The 26,441-nt window shown below is 57.1% G+C and carries 22 protein-coding genes and 1 tRNA gene; 7 read left to right on the top strand and 16 right to left on the bottom strand.

Annotation, left to right across the window (positions count from 1 at the left end; genetic code table 11):
- Positions 1-15 precede the first annotated feature (15 nt).
- From GRI35_RS10955 to cpdR, 5 genes are all read right to left on the bottom strand, one after another.
- Positions 16-1,584 carry a bifunctional GNAT family N-acetyltransferase/carbon-nitrogen hydrolase family protein gene (locus GRI35_RS10955; protein ID WP_160614869.1) on the bottom strand — a complete coding sequence of 523 codons (1,569 nt, stop codon included), beginning with the start codon at positions 1,582-1,584 and terminating at the stop codon, positions 16-18.
- A gap of 232 nt (positions 1,585-1,816) precedes the next feature.
- Positions 1,817-3,031, bottom strand: a complete 1,215-nt coding sequence (locus GRI35_RS10950; RefSeq protein WP_160614196.1) for an NADP-dependent isocitrate dehydrogenase — start codon at positions 3,029-3,031, stop codon at positions 1,817-1,819.
- 109 nt (positions 3,032-3,140) lie between these two features.
- The gene (locus GRI35_RS10945; RefSeq protein WP_160614195.1) at positions 3,141-4,586 is read right to left on the bottom strand and encodes a phospholipase effector Tle1 domain-containing protein; all 1,446 of its coding nucleotides are present in this window, start codon (positions 4,584-4,586) and stop codon (positions 3,141-3,143) included.
- 157 nt (positions 4,587-4,743) lie between these two features.
- Positions 4,744-4,818 (bottom strand) — tRNA-Val (locus GRI35_RS10940).
- Between the two features lie 87 nt (positions 4,819-4,905).
- Positions 4,906-5,295: a cell cycle two-component system response regulator CpdR gene (gene cpdR, locus GRI35_RS10935; RefSeq protein WP_160614194.1), complete on the bottom strand. Its 390-nt coding sequence runs from the start codon at positions 5,293-5,295 to the stop codon at positions 4,906-4,908.
- Positions 5,296-5,408: 113 nt separating this feature from the next.
- Here cpdR and GRI35_RS10930 point away from each other — a divergent pair, with 113 nt between their 5' ends.
- The gene (locus tag GRI35_RS10930; protein WP_160614193.1) at positions 5,409-6,356 is read left to right on the top strand and encodes an N-formylglutamate amidohydrolase; all 948 of its coding nucleotides are present in this window, start codon (positions 5,409-5,411) and stop codon (positions 6,354-6,356) included.
- Positions 6,357-6,544: 188 nt separating this feature from the next.
- On the opposite strand, the gene GRI35_RS10925 is transcribed toward GRI35_RS10930, so the two are convergent.
- A complete protein-coding gene (locus GRI35_RS10925; RefSeq protein ID WP_160614192.1) occupies positions 6,545-7,327 on the bottom strand; it encodes a SapC family protein in 783 nt (260 codons plus the stop codon).
- 130 nt (positions 7,328-7,457) lie between these two features.
- A complete protein-coding gene (locus tag GRI35_RS10920; protein WP_235900193.1) occupies positions 7,458-8,888 on the bottom strand; it encodes an FAD-binding oxidoreductase in 1,431 nt (476 codons plus the stop codon).
- A gap of 171 nt (positions 8,889-9,059) precedes the next feature.
- Between GRI35_RS10920 and GRI35_RS10915 the strand changes: the two genes are divergently transcribed.
- The 4 genes from GRI35_RS10915 to GRI35_RS10900 all read left to right on the top strand — a co-directional run bounded on the left by GRI35_RS10915 (position 9,060) and on the right by GRI35_RS10900 (position 13,268).
- Positions 9,060-9,632 carry a hypothetical protein gene (locus GRI35_RS10915; RefSeq protein WP_160614190.1) on the top strand — a complete coding sequence of 191 codons (573 nt, stop codon included), beginning with the start codon at positions 9,060-9,062 and terminating at the stop codon, positions 9,630-9,632.
- Between the two features lie 187 nt (positions 9,633-9,819).
- Complete coding sequence (locus GRI35_RS10910) at positions 9,820-11,229, top strand: DEAD/DEAH box helicase (RefSeq protein WP_160614189.1); 1,410 nt, start codon at positions 9,820-9,822, stop codon at positions 11,227-11,229.
- A gap of 21 nt (positions 11,230-11,250) precedes the next feature.
- Positions 11,251-11,883 carry a PAQR family membrane homeostasis protein TrhA gene (gene trhA / locus GRI35_RS10905; protein ID WP_160614188.1) on the top strand — a complete coding sequence of 211 codons (633 nt, stop codon included), beginning with the start codon at positions 11,251-11,253 and terminating at the stop codon, positions 11,881-11,883.
- A 143-nt stretch (positions 11,884-12,026) separates the two neighbouring features.
- Positions 12,027-13,268 carry a hypothetical protein gene (locus tag GRI35_RS10900; RefSeq protein WP_160614187.1) on the top strand — a complete coding sequence of 414 codons (1,242 nt, stop codon included), beginning with the start codon at positions 12,027-12,029 and terminating at the stop codon, positions 13,266-13,268.
- Between the two features lie 45 nt (positions 13,269-13,313).
- Here the strand turns inward: GRI35_RS10900 and GRI35_RS10895 are convergent, their stop codons facing one another.
- On the bottom strand, positions 13,314-15,617 hold the full coding sequence (locus tag GRI35_RS10895; protein ID WP_160614186.1) for a UvrD-helicase domain-containing protein: 2,304 nt from the start codon (positions 15,615-15,617) through the stop codon (positions 13,314-13,316).
- A gap of 233 nt (positions 15,618-15,850) precedes the next feature.
- Between GRI35_RS10895 and GRI35_RS10890 the strand changes: the two genes are divergently transcribed.
- Complete coding sequence (locus GRI35_RS10890; protein ID WP_160614185.1) at positions 15,851-16,264, top strand: hypothetical protein; 414 nt, start codon at positions 15,851-15,853, stop codon at positions 16,262-16,264.
- 7 nt (positions 16,265-16,271) lie between these two features.
- Here the strand turns inward: GRI35_RS10890 and rsmD are convergent, their stop codons facing one another.
- The 3 genes from rsmD to GRI35_RS10875 are packed head-to-tail and all read right to left on the bottom strand — an operon-like array spanning position 16,272 to position 18,836.
- Positions 16,272-16,850: a 16S rRNA (guanine(966)-N(2))-methyltransferase RsmD gene (gene rsmD / locus GRI35_RS10885; protein ID WP_160614184.1), complete on the bottom strand. Its 579-nt coding sequence runs from the start codon at positions 16,848-16,850 to the stop codon at positions 16,272-16,274.
- Complete coding sequence (locus GRI35_RS10880) at positions 16,847-17,629, bottom strand: pseudouridine synthase (RefSeq protein ID WP_160614183.1); 783 nt, start codon at positions 17,627-17,629, stop codon at positions 16,847-16,849. The genes rsmD and GRI35_RS10880 overlap by 4 nt, the downstream gene beginning before the upstream one ends.
- A 31-nt stretch (positions 17,630-17,660) precedes the next feature.
- Complete coding sequence (locus tag GRI35_RS10875; RefSeq protein ID WP_160614182.1) at positions 17,661-18,836, bottom strand: aromatic ring-hydroxylating oxygenase subunit alpha; 1,176 nt, start codon at positions 18,834-18,836, stop codon at positions 17,661-17,663.
- A gap of 73 nt (positions 18,837-18,909) precedes the next feature.
- Between GRI35_RS10875 and GRI35_RS10870 the strand changes: the two genes are divergently transcribed.
- Positions 18,910-20,640: an AmpG family muropeptide MFS transporter gene (locus GRI35_RS10870; protein ID WP_160614181.1), complete on the top strand. Its 1,731-nt coding sequence runs from the start codon at positions 18,910-18,912 to the stop codon at positions 20,638-20,640.
- Here the strand turns inward: GRI35_RS10870 and GRI35_RS10865 are convergent.
- The 5 genes from GRI35_RS10865 to trpB form a co-directional block, all read right to left on the bottom strand.
- On the bottom strand, positions 20,637-21,950 hold the full coding sequence (locus GRI35_RS10865; RefSeq protein WP_160614180.1) for a bifunctional folylpolyglutamate synthase/dihydrofolate synthase: 1,314 nt from the start codon (positions 21,948-21,950) through the stop codon (positions 20,637-20,639). The two genes, GRI35_RS10870 and GRI35_RS10865, sit on opposite strands and share 4 nt — an antisense overlap.
- A gap of 151 nt (positions 21,951-22,101) precedes the next feature.
- A complete protein-coding gene (gene accD, locus GRI35_RS10860; protein ID WP_160614179.1) occupies positions 22,102-22,962 on the bottom strand; it encodes an acetyl-CoA carboxylase, carboxyltransferase subunit beta in 861 nt (286 codons plus the stop codon).
- A 123-nt stretch (positions 22,963-23,085) separates the two neighbouring features.
- On the bottom strand, positions 23,086-23,868 hold the full coding sequence (gene trpA / locus GRI35_RS10855) for a tryptophan synthase subunit alpha (RefSeq protein WP_160614178.1): 783 nt from the start codon (positions 23,866-23,868) through the stop codon (positions 23,086-23,088).
- A gap of 499 nt (positions 23,869-24,367) precedes the next feature.
- On the bottom strand, positions 24,368-24,733 hold the full coding sequence (locus GRI35_RS10850; RefSeq protein ID WP_160614177.1) for a hypothetical protein: 366 nt from the start codon (positions 24,731-24,733) through the stop codon (positions 24,368-24,370).
- 429 nt (positions 24,734-25,162) lie between these two features.
- Positions 25,163-26,374: a tryptophan synthase subunit beta gene (gene trpB / locus GRI35_RS10845; protein WP_160614176.1), complete on the bottom strand. Its 1,212-nt coding sequence runs from the start codon at positions 26,372-26,374 to the stop codon at positions 25,163-25,165.
- Positions 26,375-26,441 lie beyond the last annotated feature (67 nt).

The following is a 26,441-nucleotide window of genomic DNA, read 5'->3' as shown; positions in this document are numbered from 1 at the left end:
CGACAGCATTGCGCTTCATCCACCTCCGGCAGTCGAAGTGCCGATAGGCTCGCGGCGAGGGCGGTGACGGCCTTTGTGCTTGCCTTCATCGTCCCATTCGATGCGGTAGAGGTCGAAGCGCCGGTCGGCGAGATTGCGCACGGTGCCCTCGGCGCGCGCCCAGCTCAAATCCGCAAGGTTGATATCGCTGATTGTCAGCGTTTCGACGTTTTCGCTGGCTTCGGCGGCAATGCCGTCGCGCGCGAAAGGGAAATCGCACGGCGTCAGGATACAGCTTTGTGCGTATTGAATATCCATATTGGCGACATTAGGCAGATTGCCGACATTGCCGGATAGAACCACGTAACATTGGTTCTCGATGGCGCGGGCCTGCGCGCAATAGCGGACGCGGAGATAGCCTTGGCGGCTGTCGGTGCAGAACGGAACGAAAATGATCCGCGCGCCCTCATCGGCTAACCGGCGAGAGAGTTCGGGAAATTCACTATCGTAACAGATCTGCACGCCGATCGGCCCGCAATCAGTCTGGATGACGTCGATGGAATCGCCGCCCTTTATGTTCCACCAGTAGCGCTCGTTGGGCGTGGGGTGGATCTTCTCCTGCTCATGCACCGATCCGTCGCGCAGACAGACATAGGCGACATTGTGGATGTCCCCGTCATCCATTCGCGTCGGATGCGATCCAGCGATGATGTTGATGTTATAGCGCATGGCGAAGTCGGCAATGTCCGTTTTCAGGCGCGGCGTGTATTCGGACAGGCGTTCGATGGCTTCGACCGGAGAGAGCTCCTTCTCCTCGAAGCTCAACAGCATGAGCGTAAACAGCTCTGGAAAGACGATGAAGTCCGACTCGTAATCGCTTGCAACATCGACAAAATATTCGATAGCTTTGAGGAACTCGGCATAGTCTTTCACAGCGCGCGCCTGCAATTGGCAGGTCGCGACGCGGACTGCTTCGACCCCGCGCGGCAGGCGTTTTTTTACCGGCTGATCGCGCTCCACATAGGGATTGCGCCACACCATCATTACGGCGTTGCCTTCGGAACGTTTGTCTTCAGGCAGATAGTTTTCAAGGATACGGTCAGGCTCGAATCCGTTGGCGAGTTGGAAGCGCAGTACCGGATCATGGATCTTTCCGGCGAGCACCTGATCAAGGTAATCCTGAGGGCTCTCGACTTTGCGTTTGTGGCGTTTGTAATGTGGCATCCGCCCGCCGAACACGATCCCGGTCAGATCGCGTTCTTCGGCAAGGGCCCGGCGCTCTTCATAAAGCCTCCGTCCTATGCGCACGCCGCGCACTTTGGGATCGACGCACATTTCGTAGCCATAGAGCCAGTCGCCCGTCGGATCGTGACGGCTGCCATAGCCATTGCCCGAAATTTCATCCCAGTCGTGATCGGCAAACACCACCGGCTCTGGCAATTGCATCGATGCGCAATAGCCAACGAGCGTGTCATCGAGCAGCGCGACAAAGCAGCCTTCGGGAAAGTTGTTGATCTGTCCGCGAATTTCGCCCTGTGTGTATGCTGGCAAATCATCATAGGCTCGGCGGACGAGAGCAGAAATCCCGCGCACATCCTTCGCCATGGCCTGGCGGACTTCCAACCGGCGCTTGCCGAATTTCTCGGTCGATTTGCGGACGGTGCGTTTCGCGGGCGGAGTTTTCTTGGTGGTCACAAATGGCCTTGCTGATGCTGTGGTTTGTCCATCAGCGTATCTAGCGGATGAATGTTCCGCCGGACAGCGCTGACTGATGATATGAAAAGGGCGAACACCGGTTGCCCGATGCTCGCCCTTGCTGATTCATGAGACTGGATGCTTACGCAGCCATTTCCTTCTCGAGATTGGTAACAATCGCCTCGAAGAATTGCTCGGTGGTCAGCCAGTTTTGTTGCGGTCCGATCAGCAGTGCGAGGTCTTTGGTCATTTGGCCTTTCTCGACGGTTTCGATGCAGACACGCTCGAGCGTTTCTGCAAATTCCACAACCTCAGGCGTGCCGTCGAACTTGCCGCGATACATCAAGCCGCGGGTCCACGCGAAGATCGACGCGATCGGATTGGTGGATGTCGCCTTGCCTTGCTCGTGCTGGCGATAGTGGCGGGTGACGGTTCCGTGTGCAGCTTCCGCTTCCACGGTTTTCCCGTCGGGTGTCATCAGAACTGACGTCATCAGACCGAGCGAGCCGAAGCCCTGTGCAACGATGTCCGACTGGACGTCGCCGTCATAGTTCTTACAGGCCCAAACGAACTTGCCGCTCCATTTCAGAGCCGCTGCGACCATGTCGTCGATCAGACGATGCTCGTACGTGATGCCGGCTTTCTCGAAATCGGCTTTATACTCGGCTTCGAAGATTTCTTCGAACAGGTCTTTGAAGCGGCCATCATACTTCTTGAGGATGGTGTTCTTGGTCGACAGGTAGACGGGCCATTTGCGGTCCAAGCCGTATTGGAAGCTGGCACGGGCAAAATCGCGGATCGAATCGTCGAGGTTGTACATCGCCATCGCGACACCAGGCTGTTCGAATTCGAATACATCGAGATCGATATTCTTCCCGTCGGCACCCTCGAACACGAGGCGCAGCTTGCCTGCACCAGGGATCAGCGTGTCAGTGGCGCGGTACTGGTCACCAAAGGCGTGACGGCCAACCACGATCGGGTCGGTCCAACCGGGCACCAAGCGCGGAACGTTGTCGATCACGATGGGCTCACGGAATACAACGCCGCCGAGGATATTGCGGATTGTGCCGTTGGGCGAGCGCCACATTTTCTTGAGATCGAACTCCTCAACGCGGGCTTCGTCGGGAGTGATAGTTGCACATTTTACGCCAACGCCGTGTTCTTTGATGGCGTTAGCCGCGTCCACCGTAATCTGGTCATCGGTTTCGTCGCGCTTCTCAATCGACAGATCATAATATTTCAGATCGATGTCGAGATAGGGCAGGATCAAACGTTCGCGGATCCACTGCCAGATAATCTTGGTCATTTCATCGCCGTCGAGCTCGACGACGGGGTTCTTCACGGTGATTTTCGCCATGGGGTATTTTGCCTCTGTTTTGGGCCTGCGTTTAGGGTGTGAGCGCGCTTTAGCAGAGGCGGGCAGAGAGGCAAGGTGGCTATTGGCTGGCGGGGATCGGCATGTTGTCCTATTTCCGCAAAACCGGTTTGGACGGGTAATATTGCGACGCGTCAGGATGATTGCGCAACTGTTCAGGTCGGTATGGCTTGATTTCCTCGGGATGCCGTACCTGATCGGTCTCTAACCGCTGAATGACAGAGTAGTGAAGCTTGTGCTCGGGATGAACTTCCCTTGGCTTCACCTTCCACTTCAGCTGGATAGGCCCGAGCTTTTTGAGAATGCGCTCCTCATGCTGCTGTCCCTTTGGGTCGGGTGACATATGCAGCATGTGCTCTTGCAACTGAACCGAGAAAAAGCAGGATCTGAGCTCCCGCACCATCCAGTCGAGCGAAATGTCACTCAGGCGCGACTCCGCTTCGGGATAGCTGCCGCCAATGTCGCTATGGCAGCCTGCGAACCAGACTTGGTGCAGCCATTGGGGCTCTTTATCTGCATTCTTGGCTACTTCGCCGCTGCTGCCCCATTCGACACGCGGAAAATCGGCCCGGCTTTCGTCGATGGCAAGCGCATGGCGCGCGAAACCGACATCGGAGTCGAGCCACTTGTCGTAGTTTTGTCTATTCCACCGCGCCAAATGGGTATTCCTGTAGATTGCAAGCCAGTCCCACGGCTTCCAAAGCGACAAAGGGTTATCAGGATCGGGTTCAAAATAGCGGATTTGGGAGGATACGACTCTGGCCAACCAAATGCTGCTGAGACCGGTGAAGGCGGCCAGAGAATACACAAACCAAGCGTTCCACCCTTCGCTATGTGTGAGGTATGTGAACACTAGCCCTACGAGCACGGTCGCCGCAAATAGGCGGAACAACAGCGCGTTTCCCAGCGCTGCAACCGTGTCGAACACACCGATGAAATCGGGTTGCACATTGCCCTGAACATTGTTTTCGCTTGGAGGAGGTGCGCTGCCATAGTCATTGCGGAAACGCCGCCCCTTTTCTTCTCGCTGACTGAGGAAGGGTTGCTGACCGCGCGGTTTGCCCGCGCCATGACCGTAAACCGACTTCACAGCGAGCCTGGCGATCTTTCTCAGCTTTGGTCCGCGCGGGGGCAGGGGAGACCAGTCGGGCATACGGGTCGGTATCCCGCACAAATTCATCACATTGGCGAGAACTCTGACGGTATAAGCGCCTCGGGAAAACCCAAAAAGGAAGATGCGATCGCCTGGTTTGTAATATTCCAGAATTTTCTCATAGCAATCGATGACATTTTCATCGATCCCGGTACCGATTGCTGCCTCGGCTTTGTTGCGTATCTTCCTCAGCGACACGCCCTCAACTTCGCCCGCGCCCAAACCAGGGTCATAATAGGCAATCTGCTTGTCATAGGAGATGGGCGAGTCAGGCCCCGGTCGCATCGCCCGGTACATCTTGTAGACGTTGGACAATTTTTGATCGGGCTTCAGCCCTCCAATTTGACCGGTGCCGTCGGAGAAAATCAGAATATTCTTTGACATTCGCGCCTCTCCCTACATTCGCCGTAAAGACTATTAAAACCGGCTTTGGCGACCGGTATTGTAAGCTTCGGACAGCATTAGCAGAAAAACGGCAGACTTGTTTTTCGCGGATTGCCAAAAACAAAAGGCGCCGCAATCGCGACGCCTTTGAGAGGGATGGTGGGCGTAGGAAGAGTTGAACTTCCGACCCCTGCAATGTCAATACAGTGCTCTACCACTGAGCTATACGCCCGCACCATCATCTTGCTACCAAAGCAGCAGGAGCGCCCTCTAGCGCCCGCCAATCAGCCGCGCAAGAGGGTGATTGATTCGAAAGCGATTAAAGGCTTGCTTGCGCCTGATCTTCGAAAACGCGTTCCACTTCGAGTACGAGATCGCGCAGGTGAAACGGCTTGGACAGCACTTTTGCGGTCGGCTGTTCGCGGCTTGCCTTAAGCGTGACCGCAGCAAAGCCGGTAATAAACATCACCTTGGTCGCGGGGCTAACCTCGTTGCAGCGCTGCGCCAGTTCGATCCCGTCCATCTCGGGCATTACAATGTCCGACAAAAGTAGGTCGAAATGCTCGGCCTCCAGCAAAGGAACCGCTGCGGTGCCGCGGTCGACAGAAACCACCTCATAACCGGCTTTTTCTAAAGCGCGCCCGAGATAGGTGCGCATGGCTTCTTCATCCTCGGCCAGAAGGATACGTAGGGCTGTTGATTCCGTCATGCGAAGCCTCATAGTCCGATTGACTTAAGAAATCCCTCGCTTTGTGACAGTTGGCCAGCTTTGACACAGCAATGTTTTGACTCGTCAACGCAGAGCGTTCAGCAAAGGGGTTAATGACGCAGGACAACGACAACCAGGTAGATGCTGGCTTAGATCAGGGCGGGATCATTCCGGGCACGCGTAAACCTGCTTACTCACTGAAGCTGCCTGACGATTTGCCAATCCCGGTTCTTATCGCAGTGCCGCATGCGGGCAGGGTCTATCCGGACCATCTGGTCAAGCGGATGCGCAGACCCGACTATTCGTCGATTCGGCTGGAAGATCGGCATGTCGACCAACTGGGATCGCTCGTCGCTCGGCAAACGGGCGCAGGCTTTTTGGTGGCACATGCGCCCCGCGCAATGCTCGATCTTAACCGTGCCACCGATGACGTCGATTGGGATATGATCGCCGATTCACGACCTGACGGGGTACGGCATTCGCTGGCAAATCGCCGCGCGCGGAGCGGGCTGGGGTTGATCCCGCGCCGTCTTCCCGGATTGGGCGAGATATGGTCGGAAATGACATCGCAGGCGGAGTTGGATGCACGGATCCGCCAGGTACACGTGCCGTATCATTCGGCGCTGTCTTCCGCTTTGCAGACAATGCGCGATCAATGGGGCGCGGCGCTGCTGCTTGATTTCCACTCCATGCCGCCGCTCAGGAAGGCCAATCATGATGATTTGCCTGCGCAATTCGTGCTGGGTGACCGGTTTGGCGCTTCGGCTGATGATCGACTGGTGGCTAGCGCGCTGCGCACGCTCTCGGATGATGGGGGAAGAGCGGCCCATAACCGACCTTACGCCGGCGGATATGTGCTCGATCGCCATGCTGCGCCCGCGCGGTCGATCCATGCGATACAGTTGGAGATATGCCGCTCGCTGTATCTTGAGAAAGACATGTCGTCGCTGTCAGCCGATACGGCCGGATTAAGCGCGCGTCTCGCAGGGTTGGTGCGGGTGATTGGCGAAGAAGTTGCCGCACTTGGGCGCTCTCGCGGCCAGCCGCTCGCTGCAGAATAGGTCGAAATTACCAAAAAAAGCCACCTCGCACGAGCGCACGAGGTGGCCAAGGTTCAGGGAGGTGACGCGCAATGCGCGCCTGTCCGGCCAGCTATGAGGGGGAGTGCCGCCCGGACCCTTTAAAAATAAGGCGGCGGCCAAGGTCTTTCAACCCCGACCGCCGCCTATAATGTTCGTTTTACCGCTCTTTAGCTGGCAGGTGCATCGGCCGCTTTTGGCGCGGTGCCTTGCTGAACCTGGCGGGCAAAGATCACGCGCATCAGGTCAAGCGACATCATGTGCGAATAGATCAGCGCGAGCATGCCGTTTTTGTTCCAGTCACGCAGAACATCGCCGCGAACTTCTTTCAGTTTTTCCTGGTCGATCATCTGGAAGCCGCGATAAACGAATGGCTTATCCGGATCATCGTTTTGCGAGATGGCGATTTCGCCGTCCATCAGAAGCTCATGCTTTTTAAGCTCGTCGATGAAGGCTTTGGTGCGTTGACCGGCGCCTTCGAAATGCTCGCAAAATTGCAGAATGTTCTGGGTTGCTTCGGTAGCTTTGCCGTCTTTGTCGAAAAGGTCCTGGCCTTCGTCGAACTCACCTACTGTTCCAGCGGTCGGATCGAAACAGAGCGACAGATCGTCACCCTCCGGCGTAAGCTTGGCAAGCATGAAGGGGTAACGGCGCACATATGCCGGCAGATAAACCGGATCGTTGATTTTACCCTTGTCGTCGACAAAAGTGTTCACGCCCTCGTTCAGGCCCATGAGCGCCAACGGAAGCGGATTGTCGCCCGACGAAAAGATGATCGGGAAATCGCGTGCGGTCTGAACGAATTCGTCGACCGTCAGCGGAATAGCGTGCTGACCGATAAGCCAGTCCGCAGAATCGCTGCTCTTAGTCTTCCACTTGGCATGGTCGCGGCTGTTAAGCGGCATAAGGTCTTTATAAAACAGGGGCAATTGAGGTTGCGGCGCGCTGGCCATGGGATGTCTCCGGTTCGTCTTGATAGAATATCGGTGCGGCTGCCGCTGGTGCGTCCCCCGCGTGAAGCGCGCGCTTTACGGGGAGAATGCGCACGAAGCAAGTATGACTCTATCTCGGGCGCTATCAGCCTTATTCGGGTGGCACCAACTTCCCCGGATTGAACAGTCCTTTGGGATCGAGTGCCTGCTTGACGCTGCGCATGATCGACAATGCAGTCGGATCGCCCAACCGGCCCAGTTCATCGACCTTCATCTGCCCGATGCCGTGCTCCGCGCTGATCGAACCGTCCCATTCTGTCACAAGATCATGCACGAAGCCGCTGATTTTCTTACCATCTCCCATTTCCCATTCGCCGGGTACCGTGTCCTTCGGTGCAAGCACATGGAAATGCACATTGCCATCACCAAGATGCCCAAAGGCAACAGCTATGCTGTTGGGAAAACGCTCCTCGACAGCCGGTACCGCAGCTTCGACAAACTGTGCCATACGATCAACCGGCACCGAGATGTCATGCTGCATCGCCGGGCCAATCGCTCTTTCGGCTGGCGAAATCGAATCGCGTAACTGCCAGAACGCTTCTGCCTGCGACTCACTCGCGGCGATTGTAGCGTCTTGGATCGTTCCGGCTTCGAATGCTTTTTCAAGCATAGCTTCGGCAAGAGGGGCGACACTATCAATTGTATCTGCGTCACCCACTAGCTCGATTAACGCGTTCCACGGATAGGGTTCACCCAGCGGCGCGCGAGCATCTGGCAAATGATCAAGCACGGCGGAGAGGCAATGCGCTGGTAGCACTTCGAATCCCTCCAGACGGTCTCCAGCCATTTTCTGACTATGTAGCAACAATTGGCGTGCGTGGGTGATTGAAGGCAGGCCTGCCCAGATCACCGTTCGACCTGCAATTTCCGGCAACAGGCGCAACGTCGCGGCCGTCACTATGCCCAATGTCCCTTCCGATCCGATCAATAATTGTTTGAGATCGAAGCCGCGATTGTCTTTCTTGAGAGGGGTGAGTGAATCGAAAATCTGTCCATCGGGGAGGACCGCCTCCAGCCCAATGACTTGCGCGCGCATGGTTCCGTGCCGCAATACCTGCGTTCCGCCCGCATTGGTCGATATCAAACCGCCAATAGTGGCGGAGCCTTTTCCGCCCAGAGTTAAGGGAAAGCGCAAGCGCTCGGCTTCCGCTGCTTCATGCAGATTTTGCAAAATCACGCCAGCATCGCAGGTAGCGGTCATTTCATCTTTGTCGAGCGCTCGGATCGTATTCATCCGCCGCAGCGAAATGACGATCGCCGTGCCTGTATTATCGGGCGTCGCGCCGCCGGACATGCCGCTATTTCCGCCTTGGGGTACGATTGCGACTTCATGCTGCGAACACAGTTTCACTAGCGCAGACACCTCGTCGGTAGACGCAGGCGACCCCAACCCTATGGCAGCGCCGGTATAGCGTCCGCGCCAATCGGTCAGCCACGGCGATACCAGGTCCGGATCGCTGGTAAATCCGCGCGAGCCCAAAAGCTTTGATGCTTGCTCGATAAATTCCGACTTTTGTATCATGCGCGCCCTATGGCACATTTTGATTGGCTTTCGCCACAACTTGCAAGAATTTGCCGATCAATTAAGCGGACATTCAACCTATGCCGTTAGGAGAGGTCGCTTGATGGAGCCGCGCCTGCGCTTTTCGCAATCGACAGCGGCGCCGCCTGGGGAATGTGAACGCGTCTGACCATGCCGACTTTTGGAGCCTTGCTTGCGCCTTTAGCGCTGCTGCTTCCTGCAGCTGATGCAGAAGAAGCGCCGCGTTCGGATGCACCGGCTGTTGATCGTGTGGGGCTAACACTCGCTCCGGCGGAAGATCGCGCTTTGCCCGCAGACATCTGGCTGAATACGTTGAGTCCGAATAGCGGCCCAGTGCAGTGGCAAATCCGCATTGAACGCCGATTGATCATCCGTGTCTCACCGCGTCGTCCGGTAACGCGGCAAAATTTGAACGCTCCTACTCCGCGGCCGCAAAGTGAAACCCGCACGGTCGAAAAGAAAATGGGCAAGTGCGTTAAGATGCAGGGTATTGCAGGAGTGCAATCCACCCGCGATAACCGGCTGATGCTGTATATGCAGGATCAGCGAATTATCGCCGCCAGTCTGGAAAAGGCCTGCTCCGCGCGCGATTTCTATTCCGGTTTTTACGTCGAGCCGAGCAAGGATGGCAATCTCTGCATCCGGCGTGACAATTTGCAGACCCGCACGGGCGTGAAATGCAAGCTTAGCGAGCTTCGACAAGTGGTTCGCGAGCCGATCTGAGCCGATCGATAGCTTCGGCCTGCAAAACTGTGCCCTAATTGTCGCGCTTTTATACCGCGTCGCACGGGCGTTTTCTTGACTTTCAGCGCCTCTACCCGCAGAGGCAACACCGATTTTACGGACAGGCAATGGGCTTGTTCGCAATCGGGTCCGCCACCTAGGCGGCCCCCCATTTACCGGATACTCTATGAACTTTGCCGATCTCGGCCTCTCTGAAGACCTATTGAAAGCGGTTGATGCCGCTGGTTACACCGAACCCACTCCGATCCAGGCGGAAGCAATTCCTGCCATTCTGATGATGAAAGACCTCATCGGGATCGCGCAAACGGGTACGGGTAAGACCGCCAGCTTTGTGCTCCCGATGATTGATGTGATGGCCTCTGGCCGCCGCCGCGCGCTAATGCCGCGCTCGCTTATTCTCGAACCGACGCGCGAACTCGCTGCTCAAGTTGCCGAGAATTTCGAGAAGTATGGCGCAAACCACGATTTGAAAATGGCGCTGCTTATCGGCGGCGTACAAATGGGCGATCAGCTCAAAGCGCTAAACGAAGGCGTCGATGTTCTGATTGCCACGCCGGGCCGGCTTATGGATCTGTTTGAGCGCGGTAAGATCCTGCTCAGCGGGTGCGAGTTGCTGGTTATCGATGAAGCCGACCGGATGCTTGATATGGGCTTCATTCCCGATATCGAATTTATCTGCGAAAAATTGCCTGAAAACCGCCAGACGATGCTGTTCTCGGCGACAATGCCGCCGGTTATCAAAAAGCTGGCTGACAAGTTCCTCAGCAACCCTAAGCAGATCGAAGTTAGCCGTGCTGCCAGCACCAATGACAATATCACGGCTTTCAAGATCAATGTCGAACAGCGCAAAAAGCAAGAAACGCTGGAATGGCTGCTCAATAATGATCACGTCGAAACCGCGATTGTTTTTTCCAACAAGAAAACGACCGTGCGCCAGCTTAACAAGGATTTGCAGCGCAACGGCTTCAAAAGCGGCGAGATTCACGGCGATATCGACCAGAATACGCGCCAAAAAGAACTGGAGCGCTTCAAATCGGGCGACATCAATATTCTGGTGGCGTCAGACGTTGCTGCACGCGGGCTCGACATCAAAGGCGTAAGCCACGTGTTCAATTACGACACGCCGTGGCATCCCGATGATTATGTTCACCGGATTGGCCGGACGGGCAGGGCAGGAGCCAAGGGCCGGGCCTTTACCTTCGTGACCAAAGCGGATGCCGAGGCAATCGACAATGTCGAGAAGCTGACCAAAAGCAAGATCGACATATTCGGCAAGGACGATGTGCGGGTTGAGCTTAAGGAAGCTCCCTCAAGCAAGGGTAAACCGCCGCGCAAACCGAAGCCGAAGAAGGATGACGTAGGCGCGCCAAAGCAAGTCCGCGAGGACAAGCCGGAGCGGGATGAAAAACCTGCCAAGGCACCGACGCAGGACCGGCCCAAAAAGGCTCCGAAGCCCGAGAAGACAGAAAAGCCGAAGCAACCACGCAAACGCCGTGACGAGGATAGCGAGCCGGTTCCGCCGGGTGAGTGGAACGGTCCGCAACCCGGTTTTCTGGGCGTCGGTTTTAAGAAGTAATTCGGCCACCGACTTTAGCCAATGTACCCCAGCGAAACAGCCCCGGAACGCTACGCCGATCTGGCGGTCCACGCCGTGAGTTTGATCGGCTTTGGCATCGCGAGCGCAATTTTGCTCCCTATCGCCATGGCGCGCGGCGACGCATTGCTCACAGCGGCGATGGTGATCTATATCGCGGCCATATTCGCTTCGATTTGTGTATCGGCCGCCTATCATCTGTTACCGCATCACCACTTGCGTAAAACACTGCGCAAGTGGGACCATGCGGCGATCTATCCTCTCATCGCCGGTACCTTCAGCCCGCTCTTGATCGTGGCGGGGACCACCAGCGCCTATATTATTATGGCGGTAGTCTGGGCCTGCGCGCTGGTTGGAGTGCTCTTCAAAATATTCGGCAGCAATCTCGACTCGAAATGGTCGCTGGTATCCTATCTCGGGCTGGGCTGGTTCGGCCTGTTCGCGCTGCCCGATTTTTGGTTCGTGCTCTCCGGCATAGCACTGACCGCGCTGGTTCTGGGCGGACTGTTCTACACTGTCGGAACGCTGTTCTATAAGAGCAAGACGCTTAGCTTCCGCTATCCGATCTGGCATATTTTCGGGATGATGGGCGGAGCGTCATTCTTCACCGCGATCTGGATTAGTTTGGCTGGTTGATCGCGCTCAGAAAGTGACGAGCTTCTGTCTATTTGGAACGCTGCTCGTTCGCGCACACCGAGCCCGGTAACTGGCGCACATTGACGTATCTCACTCTTGCGTATAGCTGTATTGCTACGGTAACACACAGGAGTGAGATGAATATGATCAAATTGCACCAATTTCTAACAGCAGCTGCTCTTGCGTACATCGCGACGACTGCAGTGAGGGCGGGCGATAATGCGCCCGCTCCGGCAAAGATCGAACCGGAGTTGATTGAATTTTCATCAGATGGTTTCGCGGGGGCAGGGGCCGAAATGTTACGTTCAGCGCTGGCTGGTGCCCAATTCATCGGAATCGGTGAAGATCATGGATATGCAGGTGCGCCAGCGCTCGTTGCCGCATTCGCTCGAGAGGGGAAGCCTCACGGGTTCGATTACTACGCCATCGAAGTCGGCCCGCATTCTACAGCCTGGCTGCGCGAAAAGCTGCGTTCAAGCGGTGTAGATGGGTACGCCCGAGCGCTCGAAGGACGTCCGTTAGCAATTCCATTCCTCAATTTCCGCGAAGAAGCCGAAGTCGCGGCAGCGTTCACTGCGGATGGCAAGCTATGGGGTATTGATCAAGAATTTATCGGATCGCCAATGATCCACCTCGAATGGTTGGCCGAGCGAGCCGGATCGAATACGGATATTGTGATTGCGCTGTTTGAGAAGGAGAAAGAAGCGTTTGCGGCCGGCAATCAGACAGCTGTGTTAATGGCAACCGCTGATAACGAACGCTGGACGCAGTTGCGTGATATCTTTGCAGCCGATGCCGAAGCGTTAGTGGTAATAGACGAGCTGAAACGAAGCCAGTCTATCTACCGGTCTATCTTTGCCGGACGTGGCCTTGAGAACAACCTCGACCGGGTTGAACTTATTCGTGAGTATTTCCTGTCCTCCTATTCCAGAGCGGCGGCCGGGGATCAGTCGCCGCCCAAAGTCATCTTTAAGATGGGCGCAGTTCATGTGGGTCATGCGACTTCGCCAATGTCGACGTTTGATATCGGCTCGCTCGTGGAGGGCATGGCCGCTGCAAATGGTATGGACGCGCTACACATCGCGTATCTTCCTGTAGGCGGTGAACAGACAGCGATCCGTCCATCAGCCGATGGTGCGTTTACAGTTAAGCCCACAACCCGGGGTGATACACTGCGCGCTTCCCTCGAAGCGGCGGGTGTCAATATGACGGCGTTGGATGAGGGCGATGGGCATTTTGTGATTCCGTTGGAGCCGGTACGCCGTAGCATGGGCAATAAAGGGCTTAGTGAGGCAGACGATATGTTTCGTTTCCTCGTCTTGGGCTTCGATTATCTGGTGACGACCAAAGCTGGTAAGCCTGCCACCCCTCTGGCAACCGAATAGTCGAGCAGGGGCTTCGGCGAGGATGGCTTGGCCGTTCTGTTCAGGTCACCCCTCCGCCACACTCACAAAACTATCAATAACCCGCTTCGTGCCGGCTTGCTCGAAATTGATCTCCAGCTTGTTGCCTTCTTGGCTCATTACTGTGCCGTAACCGAATTTATCGTGGAATACGCGGGCGCCCAGGGCGATGTCGGCGCGGGGTTTGGCGGCGAAGCTGGCGGCGCTGCGGTGGCTTTCTTTCACGCGGTTGGGGGCGGTGTTGTAAGTGCTGCCTAGCGCGCGTTGGAAGCCCGGGCCGCGTGTGTCGCTGCGGGCCTTGCTGACATGCGCGAAGGGATCGTCGCTTTCTGACCAGTTTGCGCGCCATAACGATGCGCCGCCGGTCATGGTCGTTTCCTGATCGATAAACTCGTCGGGCAATTCTTCGATGAAGCGGCTGGGGATCGAGCTGGTCCACTGACCATAAATCCGCCGGTTCGCGGCATGCAGGATCGTGCAGCGTTTGCGCGCGCGGGTGATCGCGACATAGGCGAGGCGGCGTTCCTCCTCCAAGCTGGCAAGGCCGCCTTCGTCAAGCGAACGCTGGGACGGGAACACGCCTTCCTCCCAGCCGGGCAGGAACACATTGTTGAACTCCAACCCCTTGGCCGCGTGCATGGTCATGATGGTAATCTTTTCCTCATCATCGCGCGCGTCATTGTCCATCACCAGACTGACATGTTCGAGGAAATCGCCGAGCGTTTCATATTCTTCCATCGCGCGGGCGAGTTCGGAGAGGTTTTCAATCCGGCCAGCGGCTTCGGGCGACCGCTCAGCCTCCAACATCGCCGAATAGCCGCATTCATCGAGGACGGTGCGGAGCAATTCCGCAGGCGTGACCTGCGGTTCCATCTCGCGCCAGCGAATGAAATCACGCATCAAGGCCGCGATAGTGTTTCCGGCGCGTTTGGGCAGCTCGTCGCTATCGGCCAGTTGCAGCGATGCGGCGGCAAGCGGCATTCCTGCAGCCCGCGCATATTGGTGCATCTTCTCCAGCGTCTTCGCGCCGAGGCCGCGTTTGGGCTGGTTGTAAATCCGCTCGAACGCCAGATCATCCTGCGGCTGCGCGATGACGCGCAGATAGGCGAGGGCATCGCGGATCTCCGCACGCTCGTAGAAGCGGAAACCACCAATGATCCGGTAATTGAGGCCGATCTGAATGAAGCGATCCTCAAACTCACGTGTTTGGTACTGCGCACGGACCAGAATGGCGATCTGGTCCAGCGAAGCGCCTTCGCTTTCGAGCCGTTCGATTTCCTCGCCGACTCGCCGCGCTTCCTCCGGGCCGTCCCATACGCCGACTACGCGGACTTTGTCTCCCTTCGGATGCTCGGTCCACAGCTCTTTGCCGAGCCGCTGGCTGTTGGCATTGATCAGGCCAGATGCAGCGGCGAGAATTTCGGGTGTGGAGCGATAATTCTGTTCCAGCCGGACAACTTTGGCGCCGGGAAAGTCTTTCTCGAATTTCAGAATATTGGCGACTTCCGCGCCGCGCCACGAATAGATCGACTGGTCGTCATCGCCCACGACGCAGATATTCTTGCGCTCCTGCGCGAGCAGGCGGAGCCATAAGTACTGGACTTGATTGGTATCCTGATACTCGTCGACCAGAATGTATTTGAAGCGCTTCTGATACTGCTCCAGAACATCGCGGTGCCCGCGAAAGATATTGAGCACATGCAGCAACAGATCGCCGAAATCGCAGGCGTTGAGCGCTTTCAACCGCTGCTGATAGGTGCGATAGAATTCCTGACCGCGCCCGTTGGCGTAGCTCTCATTCTCTGCAGCATCGAGATCATCCGGGTTCAATCCGCGATTTTTCCAGCGATCAATCAGGCCGGCAAGTTGGCGAGGTGGCCAGCGTTTCTCGTCCAGCTCCGCATCGCGGATGAGCTGTTTGAGCAGGCGCAGCTGATCGTCGGTATCAATGATCGTGTAATTGCTCTGCAAGCCGGCCAGCTCGGCGTGGCGGCGGAGCATTTTCGCACCGATTGAATGGAATGTACCGAGCCACGGCATCCCCTCAACCGCGTCCCCGATATGCCCGCCAACCCGCTCGCGCATTTCGCGCGCGGCCTTGTTGGTAAAGGTCACGCACAAAATCTCGCTCGGCCATGCTTTGCGCATTGCCACCAGATGCGCGAGGCGAGCGGTCAACGCGGCAGTCTTACCCGTTCCCGCACCGGCTAGCATCAGCACCGGCCCCTCTGTAGTCAGCACCGCATCCTTTTGCGGCGTGTTCAACCGCGCGGCATAGGCCGGGATCTCGCCGTTATTATCAGACGCAGAAGGAATTGTAGCACCGGTCATAGTAAGCGTGAACAACTAGGGAACATAAGTCTGCCCTGCAAGCGGCATCTGCCTGTGCTGAGGCCAATTCTCGCTTTGGCCGGTTTTCTGCACAATCGCCGCTTTGACGAGGCTGGTTTGCGCCTAGTTGCGGCGCTTGCTGTTGCCCTTTGAAAGTCCGCCCAGCACATAGGGATCACCTTGAGAAAGGTTGGGTCGCGTTCGTCGCGCAGGGTACTTCAAAGGAGAATACCATGCGTAAATACACCCTCTCTGCCACCTGTGCTGTTGGCACATTGCTGGCATTTCAATCAGCGCCGTTATTGGCGCAAGATCAGGCATCGCCCCCACCGGGCGAGGAAGCGCCTGCCATGCCTGAGCCGCCTCCGCATCAACTGACGCCGGATGAGCAAGCCGTGTTTGACGGCTGGTCGCCTGAACAACAGGCGGGCTATGCCATGTGGCCGGGCGATGTGCAGACTTATTATTGGAGTTTGCCGGTTCCACGTCAGAATATGTTCTGGCGGCTAACCGATAATGACAAGATTGCCCTCGCGAAGATGGAGCCTGTGGATCGGGCCGCCGCGTGGGAGATGGTAGAGAAGCGCCTGCAAGATGATGCAGGGGCAGCGCCGAAACCGTCAGACGAGATGCCCGCCGGGTCGTAACCGAGGGCTAACTGTCGGCCGCCGCGTTGTCTCCTGGTCCTTCCTCGGAAAGACGAAGCAGATGAAGCTTCGCTTTCCCGACGCGGCGGTCGGCCACCACTTCAAGTTTCCGGATTGAGACGTCTTCGTTTGCGCTTGTTTCGAGCGCGATCCATGTCGCGGGGTCTATCCAACCGAGCCGGTTCATCTTATCGAGCGCGACCGAGCCTGCGCCGGTTTCGTATGGTGGATCAAGGAGGATCAGATCGAGTGGTTGCTTTGCGGGGCCAAGCCCCATTGCTGAGCCTGCGCGGACATCACTGCGGGATCGTGCATCGAATGTAGTGATATTGGCGCGGATGCTTTTCAGCGCATATTCTTCCTGCTCGACAAACAGGCAGTGGGCAGCGCCGCGCGACAAAGCCTCAAGCCCGAGCGCGCCCGAGCCTGCGAAAAGATCGGCTACCGACAGGCCTTCAAACGACCCCAAGCGGCTGGTGAGCATGCTAAAAAGAGTCTCGCGTGTGCGGTCGCCGGTAGGGCGCGTCGCATCGCCTTTGGGCGCCGTCAGCTTCCGCCCGCGCCATTCGCCAGCGATAATTCTCATCGCTTGCTCTGCGCCCGCAGCGTTTGTTTGCGGTAGCGTTCGACATCGTTCTGCGGGACTTCGATCGCGAGACCGCGCTTAATATCGCCCAGACTGAACGGACCATATTCGGTACGCATCAGGCGGTTCACTTCCAGTCCGAGATATTCCAGCACATTGCGCACTTCGCGGTTTTTGCCCTCGGTGATGGTCATTTCGATCCACTGGTTGCGGCCGGTTTTGCGTTCCATATTGGCGTTGATCGGGCCGTAACGGACACCTTCGATGGTGATGCCGTCCATCAGATCTTCGAGCTGGCTTTGCGTGACATCGCCGTAAGCGCGCGCGCGGTAGGTGCGCGGAATAGCGTTGCTGGGCAGTTCCATCGCGCGTTTCAGCTCGCCATCATTGGTCATCAGCAGAAGACCCTCGGTGTTAATATCGAGGCGGCCAATCGGCATCACGCGCGGCGCGTCTTTGGGCAACGCATTTACCAACGCATCATAGATCGTGCCGCGACCGCTGAAATCGCGTTCTGCGGTCAACAGACCGGCTGGTTTGTGGAAGCAGAAGATGCGCGCTGGTTGCGGTTTGCCAACAGGCTTTCCGTCAACCGTTACGCCGTTGAGGTTGGGGATGATGGTCGCGGGCGTATCCAGCACCTTCCCATCAATGGAAATCCGCCCGGCTTCGATCATCCGTTCGACTTCGCGGCGGCTGGCGATACCAGCACGGGCGAGCAATTTTGCGATACGCTCGCCCTCGGGGCGGCCTTCTTGACGGGGAGGGTTTGTGGTCATGGCGCGCCGTTACGCCTTCAGCCCACTTCACTCAAGGATTTACGTTTAGCGCTTGCTGCACCGTTTCATGGAAGCGCAGAATACCGGTTTCGAGATTGCCAAGCGTCAATTGGGAGATAGCTCCTGTCGAAAGCCCCTGCTGGCCTAACTCCGCAGCACGAAAATCTTCACTTGCGAACACGCCGCCGTCGAGGAGTTTCCAGCTGCGATCCCAATGGTCACGCGCTTTGTCGGTCTTGGGTTCCTCCGGGATCAGCATGAAGTCTTCGACCACCGTATGATCATGCGCGTCGGGCATCAGCACCATCACATTTACATAGTCAGGACTGGGGATGATAATCGTCGCGGGAAGCAGTTGATAGGCAAAGGTTATCACGCGGCGCATCGCTGCCATGTCGGTCAGATCAATGCCCTCCAGTTCCTCCAACCGGCCCACGGCAGAGCGGGCATGAGGACCGATCATATCACCCGCGGTGATGCCGTCTTTGAAGAACGGACCAATGGTTTTCGCGTGGAGGCGGGTGACGTGATAGCTTTCTAGGAAGGCATCCATGATGAGCTTCCAATTGCCGTTAACCTGATGCGTTTTGCGGCGATAGAGGAACAGATCGTCCATTCCGAATGCGGCAAAGTCCTCGCCCAGCATCTTGGCAAATGTGAAGTCGGCCTCCTCGACGGGGGCGAACCAGATCAGGCCGCCCGCCTCACAGCTTGGCAATTCGATCAATGAGTTTTCGGATTTGTCGAGGCCGGGAAATGTTTCGGGACGGGGTAGCGCGAGCAGTTTGCCGTCCAGCTTGTACGTCCACGCGTGGTATGGGCAAACGAGACGCTTGGCGCACTGGACATCCTCGCCTTCAACCAGCCGAGTTCCGCGATGGCGGCAGACATTGAGGAAGACATGAACGTCTCCAACGGCATCGCGTGTAATGAGCAAGGGCCGCCCCGTATCATCATGCGGTACCACCACGCCCGCCTCGGGTAGCAACGCTGACGGTGCGATAACCTGCGGCATCCGGTCGAACAGAGCTGCTTTCTCCCGCTGCCAATGATCGGGATCGGTATAAACCGATGCGGGCACATGCGTGATGCCCGCGTCATTGCGCGTGTCTTCCCGTGCGATGGCTTCGGCCAGCGCCAATTGTCCGCTAGTCGGGCGCAAATTGTGGGGAACGGATTTGCTGGGGATGATTGGGGTCTCGTTCATCAAACACTTCCTAAATCACGCGATCACGTTACTGTTGCATGAAATAGCACGGATACAAAGAGGACGGGGATATATGGCTGACGCAGCCGCTAAGGGTAAACCGGGTTGGCGCGTGGTGCTGACCGCGCTGCGCCAGCGCAAGACAGCCTATATGTTACTGTTCGGTTTTGCCGCCGGACTTCCTTACGCGCTTGTGCTTGGTACACTTTACGCCTGGCTGTCCGATAGCGGCGAGATCGACTTGGAAACGATGGGCGTATTTTCGCTGGTCGGCCTCGCTTATGCGTTTAAATTCCTGTGGTCCCCCGCGCTTGATCGGGTGGACATTCCGGTTCTAAAGAAACTCGGCAAGCGCAAACAATGGATTGTTACCGCCCAGTTACTCATCGGAGCAGCTCTAACCTCGCTCAGCTTCATCGCTCCGACAAATGAGACAATCGGTATCTTCAGCTTGCTTGCCGGCCTTGCAGCCTTTGCCAGCGCCACCCAGGACGTTGTGATCGATGCATGGCGGGTGGACGTGGCGGATGATGTCGCGACGATCGATATTCTCTCCACAGTCTACCAGATGGGCTACCGGATAGCCGCGCTTGTGGGCGGTGCTTTCGCATTATTCCTTGCGGAGCGGACCGACTGGCCGACGGTCTATCTGAGCATGGGCGCGCTTATGCTGATCGTCGGTTTTGCAGGTCTGTGGGCGCCGGATGCGGATGCCACGGCGCTGGAGGCAACGGGCGATGAAGATAGCGCGGATCCCTACGGGTTACGCAAATCCGGCCAATTAGTGCCGGGTTTGCGTGCATGGTCTTTGGCTGCCGTCGGTGTGCTGTGGGGCTGGGCGTTGATAACGGTCGGCGTTTTTATGGTTCGCTCGCTTTCGAGCAATCCCGACACGCGGCCAGACTCGGTTGAATTCATTTCGACGATGGGGCCTTTGATTGTTGTGGCCACGGTTGTCGTGCCTTCGATCATTGCAGCTTGGCTGGTAAGGCAAGAGCGCAACGGCACCAATTTGCTGACCGAAGCGGCCCCCGCAAAGACCAGTGCCGACCGCGCGATGGATCACCTCTACCGCGCGCTGGTGCTGCCACTGACGGACCTGATCGGGCGGCTTGGCTGGGCCATGATTATCGTTATTGCATTGGTTCTGACCTATCGCATCACCGATGCGATATGGGGCAGCTTTGCCTATCCGTTTTACCTAGGTGAGTTGCAATACACCAAGGACGAGGTGGCGGTAGCGTCCAAGTTCTTCGGCGTCGGTGCGTTACTGGTCGGGCTTGCGCTGGGCGGTTACCTGCTGACTGCAATCGGGCGAATGCTCACGCTGACGCTCGGCGCGTTTTTCGCAGCTGTGACAAACCTTCTCTACGCCGATCTGGCGCGGGGCGGAGCGGTGATGCAGGCAGTGGCCGACAATTCTGGCTTTACGTGGCTCGTGTCCCAGATGGGCGGCGATCCCGCGCTGGCAAAGTTGATGATGGCGATCGCCGGAGAGAATATCGCGGTTGGAGTTGCAGGGGCGGCGTTCGTGGCCTATTTGTCGAGCATCGTCTCCAAAGGATACAGCGCGGTGCAATATGCGCTTCTGTCCTCACTGACCCTGCTGGTCGGGACATTAGGTCGGGGCGCACTTGGCCAGATGATCGAGGAGCGCGGCTATTTCGATGTGTTCATCCTGACGACGCTAATCGGCATGTTCGCTGTGGTGCTTTGTATCGTTGAATGGATACGGCAAGCCCGTTTAGGCAAGGCAGCAGGCGTGGTGGCTCCTGAGGTCGCGGCCACTCAGAAAGCGTCCTAGTCCGGAATTTCGTCGTTCAGCCGCAGAACCTCGCCCGCAAGGTACAGTGAGCCCGCGATCAGGATCGTATAGTCGTCTGACGGAACGTTTAGCAGCGCTTCCTCAATATTATCGCGCGCCACTGCATCGGGTCCAAATGCTGTTGCATGATGGCTGTCATGGTTTGGAACCGGTACGACCTGAAGCGATTGCACGCGGCCTTCCAGCGGGTCGAGCAAAGCGCGCGGGTCTTTGTTGTCGAGCATCCCGATAATGAGATGGACTGGCTCGTCAAAAAACTCGGCAATCGCGTGTCCGGCGCTCGGGTTGTGACCGCCATCCAGCCAAATATCGTGCTCATCAGCGAGAACTGTCAACGGGCCTGGCGCAAGCAACTGCATCCTAGCTGGCCAGCGCACCTTGCGGACGCCCGCCATGAAAGCACTGTCGCCAACCCCGATTTTGGTCTGGGCTTGAAGCATGTCTCGAGCTAGCGCGGCGTTGAGAATCTGATGTTTGCCCATCAGCACGATGTTGGCAAATTCATCATCCTGTCTCTCCCTAACTCCTTGCCCATCAACGCTAAAGAAGGCTTGCTCGGCGATAATCGATTGCGAGTGCTCGTGCAAAACCGCTCCGGTAGAATTTGCGATTTTTCGGATTACATGTCTGGCTTCTGACGGATACTGGCTTGTCATGACGACCAACGGCACGCCCTTCTTGGCAATTCCCGCCTTCTCGAACGCAATCCGCGCTATTGGCTCTTGCGGCACACCGTCCTCGGGCGCGAGCAGGAAGCGTTCGTGATCAATTCCGAGCGCTGCGATACCGCAGGCTGCCAGCACATCGGGTTTTAGCACATTGGTCGCATCGAACCGTCCGCCAAGACCCACTTCGACCACACAGGCATCGGCCGGAATGCGCGCGAATTCGGTGAATGCAGCAGCGATCGTCACTTCGAAAAAGCTGGGATTCAGGCCCTCAGCCGCATCCAGTACTTCCTCAAGCAATTCTGCCAGACGAGCATCTTCGATCAGCTTGCCCGCTACCCGAATACGCTCGTTATAGCGGACCAGATGCGGGCTGGTGGTGACGTGAACGGTCTTGCCATCAGCCTCCAACATCGCTCGCAGGAATGCACAGACGGAGCCTTTGCCGTTCGTTCCGGCAACGTGGAAAACGGGCGGCAGCCGGTCTTGCGGATCGCCCAATCGCGCGAGCAACTTGCGTACAGTATCAAGGCCCATGCGCCCTTCGGGCAGTGACAGTTTTGCAAGCCGGTCAAGCTGGGCCTGTACCGCTGGATCGGAAGATGTGCCGAAGTCTTTCACTTCTTTGCCCCCTCCTTTTTAAAGGATGGGGTTGGGGGTGGTTCCGGCGCACACGTGTCGTTCGAGCTAAAGCACCTCCCTGCTGCGACTAGGTTCACTGCGTTCTCCAAGTCTCGCTATCCCTCCTCTATAGAAGAGGGAGGTGTATTAGCTAAGCCGCCTTTTCGCCCTTTGGCTCGCCCTGTAAAAAGTCGAGCAGATTGGCCAGAGTATCGCGCAATTCGTGGCGGTGAACGACCATATCGACCATGCCGTGCTTGCGCAGATATTCGGCGCGTTGGAAGCCTTCGGGCAATTGCTCGCGGATAGTGTCCTGGATCACGCGCTGTCCGGCAAAGCCGATCAAGGCGCCGGGCTCTGCGATATGGATATCGCCGAGCATTGCATAGCTTGCGGTTACGCCGCCCGTGGTCGGGTCGGTCAGCACCACGATGTAGGGCAGGCCGGCCTCGTGCAGGCGGCGGGTCATCACGGTCGCTTTGGGCATTTGCATCAGGCTGAGAATGCCCTCCTGCATCCGCGCCCCACCTGCCGCTGTTACCACGATGTAAGCGCACTTGCGGGTCAAGGCGCGTTCAGCGCCAGCGCAGAACGCGGTACCCACGGCCATACCCATTGATCCGCCCATAAAACCGAAATCCTGTACGCCGACCACCGCGTCGCGGCCCTCGATCTGGCCCGAACCGACGCTGAAGGCATCGCGGTGCGGGTTTTTGGCGCGCGCTTGTTTCAACCGCTCGGTATATTTCTTTGAATCTTTGAACTTCAGCGGGTCTTCCTGAACCTCAGGCTGCTCCAGCATGTCAAAGCCGATATCGAGCAACTGCTTCAGACGCTCATCAGCGCCGATCCGCCCGTGATGGTCACAGCGCATGCAAACCTGCTGATTTTCCTCATATTCCTTGGCGAACAGCATCTCCTGACAATTGGGGCATTTGACCCACAGATTGTCATTGGTTTCGCGCTTCGACTGGAAGGGGAGCGAGTTGCGGACGCGGGTAAGCCAGTTCATTTCTAAAGCCTATTCTATTTTTGTCGTCATTGCGAGAAGCGAAGCGACGAAGCAATCCAGAATGGCAGAGCGCTTTGCTCTGGATTGCCGCGGCGACTGCGTCGCCTCGCAATGACGGTTATATTACCGTGCGTTGTGTACTGCATCGGCAAGTGCCGAAGTCAGCTCCTTTAGCGCAGCCGGGGCATTATCGCCATGCTGTTCGACCAATTCCACCAGGGCAGAGCCTACCACGACGCCATCGGCGACTTTGGCAATGGCGCTGGCTTGCTCGGGCGTGCGAACGCCGAAGCCGACCGCGATCGGTAGATCAGTGGCGGCTTTTAGCTTGGCGACGGCATCTTCGATGGATGCGGTGGCCGCCTGCTGCAATCCGGTGATGCCTGCGACCGAGACATAATAGACAAACCCGCCCGACCCCTCGAGCACCTGCGGCAAACGCGCGGCATCGGTGGTGGGTGTGGCCAGCCGGATTGGCGCAACCCCTTTGGCGCGCAGGGCAGGGCCAAGCGCAGCATCTTCCTCGGGCGGAATATCGACGCAGATTACGCCATCGACACCGGCACGCTCGCATTCCTCCGCAAACCACTCAGGCCCGCGCCGGATCATCGGATTGGCATAGCCCATCAGAATCAGCGGAACGTCCGGGTGCCGCAGCCGGAACTGTTCAGCGATGGCAAAGATATCAGCCGTTGTCGTCCGTTTCGCCAGCGCGCGGAGGTTTGCCTTCTGGATCGCAGGCCCATCGGCCATCGGATCGGTGAAGGGCATGCCAAGCTCGATCACATCCGCACCGCCTTCGACGAGAGCGTCCAGATTCGCCGCGGTGTTTCCATCGCCAGCGGTGAGAAACGCAACGAGTGCGGGCGAAGAGAAGGCAGAGGAGATGCGGTTGGATTGGGTCATTTATTCTCGTGAAGTCCTACAGGATGGAACACATGGAACACAGTTCTAGAGTAAAAAAGTTCGTTGGTTGCGGGTGGGGATTTTCGGGCAAATTGCGCTGATTGAGTACGTGGGTTTCATCGATACGCATATGCACTAAAATTGAGATGTAGGACAGAACGTATGCATCACCAGCTAAGCCCCCTCACCTTTAGGGGAGGGGGTTGGGGGAGGGGAATACCCCATCTCTAAAACAATCTCGGTCAAACGTTCCCAAACTCCATCCATATTCGACAACACATCGGAGTTTGTAAATCGAAACCCCAATTTCGCCGCCCGGCCTCTATCGTCACCCCGGCCTCTGAGCAGGGGTCCCGCTGCCTTCTGCTCTGCGCCGGAAGAAGCTGGATTCCCGATCAAGTCGGGGATGACGGTTGAGGGAGTGTTAACTTGGATTGAGATCATAACCTCGGTTCTCACCACGTCCACGCCGCCACCCCAATTGCAGTTTTTGCGGTCGTCAAGGCTTGCGGTAGGCCGACTGCCAAAGACCGAAACAAATTCCCGTGAAGGCGCTTACAAAAATCGCTTCGCTTAAGCTTTGCTCAAAACTCGGAACCCACCACATATATGCTAGCCGAATGCCTAAAAAGAGTAGGAAAAACATAAACCCTTGTTTCAGGGCAAGCCATGGTCGCAGCCTTAATTGTCCGCGTTTAAGGCGAATAATTGCGCTAACACCCAATAGCGCAAAACCTCCGAAAAAGAACAATAGGGCAGTTGTAATCAGCCAGTCGTTTTTGACGCCGAAGACCGACGCGATCAACGCCAAAGCCAGTCCGATCATGGCCAAAGCCCATCCAAGGCGTCTCAGGTCGATATTCATATCATCATGCCCGCATTCTCATTCCCGGGAAAACGAGGGGGTGAAGCCGCCCGAAGATAATCCAGCTTCTTCTTTCCAAGCCAGAAGTAAGCTGGATCCCCGATCAAGTCGGGGATGACGGTTGTCAGGGAGTTCGCTCCGAAAGATGTCACGACTTCGGTTTCCACCACGCCCACGCCACCAGTCCGATTGCGGCTACGAACATTATGAATGCAGGCCATGCGTAATAGTCTCCCGGATACCTGCCCCAGCCGTAACAATCATAGATACAGTCTGGCGGGGAAATCACGCCAAACTTGTCTTGTATCGCTTGCTCGTCATGAGCTGCCCAAGCAAAGAACCAATCTGCTGATCGAGTAAAGTGAAGTATCGTCAAGATCGCTGACGCCATCAAAAGCGGCAGGGACAGAAGAAGTCGCCAATCGCGCCTCAAATCTCCACCCCAAGCGCCTCTGCCACGGTGAAGATATCCTTGTCGCCGCGCCCGCATAGGTTCGCGAGGATGATCGCATCGTCCGGCATTTCCTTCGCCACTTTCGCCACTGCCGCAATCGCATGGCTTGGCTCCAAAGCGGGGATAATGCCCTCGGTACGGCACAGGAGTTGGAAGCCTTCCAGCGCCTCTTTGTCGGTCACGGCAGTGTAATCCACACGGCCGCTTTCTTTCAGCCAGGCGTGTTCGGGGCCGATGCCGGGATAGTCGAGGCCCGCGCTGATCGAGTGGCCTTCGGTGATCTGGCCATCCTCGTCCTGCAGCAGATAGGTTTTGTTTCCGTGGAGCACGCCGGGGGCGCCGCCCATGAGGCTGGCGGCGTGTTCGTCTCCATCGAGGCCGTGGCCCGCTGCCTCCACGCCGAGCATTTTTACATCGGGATCATCAAGAAACGGGTGGAACAGTCCGAGCGCGTTCGATCCCCCGCCAATACAAGCGACCAGCAAGTCTGGTAGGCGGCCCGTGCGATCCAGCATCTGCGCGCGCGCCTCTTTGCCAATAACGCTTTGGAAATCGCGGACCATTTCGGGGTAGGGATGCGGGCCAGCAGCGGTGCCGATAATGTAGAAGGTGTCATGCACATTCGCGACCCAATCGCGCAGCCCCTCATTCATTGCATCCTTAAGCGTCGCGCCGCCGCTGGTGACGGGGACAACTTCCGCGCCGAGCAGCTTCATGCGGAACACATTGGGCGATTGCCGTTTCACGTCCTCGGCCCCCATATAGATCACGCAGGGCAGGCCGAAGCGTGCGCAGACGGTGGCTGTGGCCACACCGTGCTGGCCCGCGCCGGTTTCGGCGATAATCCGCGTCTTGCCCATGCGGATCGCAAGCAGGATCTGCCCGATACAATTGTTGATCTTATGCGCGCCGGTATGGTTGAGCTCGTCGCGCTTAAACCACACCTGTGCCCCTCCGACAGCCTCAGTCAACCGTTCGGCGAAATAGAGTGGACTGGGGCGGCCGACATAATGTTCAAGCAGATCGTCGAATTCTGCCTGAAATGCAGGGTCCGCCTGGGCAGCACGATATTCGCGCTCCAGATCGAGGATCAGCGGCATTAAGGTTTCGGCTACATAGCGCCCGCCATAATCGCCAAAATGGCCATTATCGTCAGGTTGGGTGCGGTAGGAATTAGGGGCGTTCATGGGACCCGATTGGCAGAGCTCAGCTGGCCTGTCCAGCGGTCACTTTGATTACAATTCTGTATCTCCA

Source organism: Pontixanthobacter aestiaquae (assembly GCF_009827455.1).
Taxonomy (GTDB): domain Bacteria; phylum Pseudomonadota; class Alphaproteobacteria; order Sphingomonadales; family Sphingomonadaceae; genus Pontixanthobacter; species Pontixanthobacter aestiaquae.
This window is presented reverse-complemented; position numbering and strand designations above follow the sequence as displayed.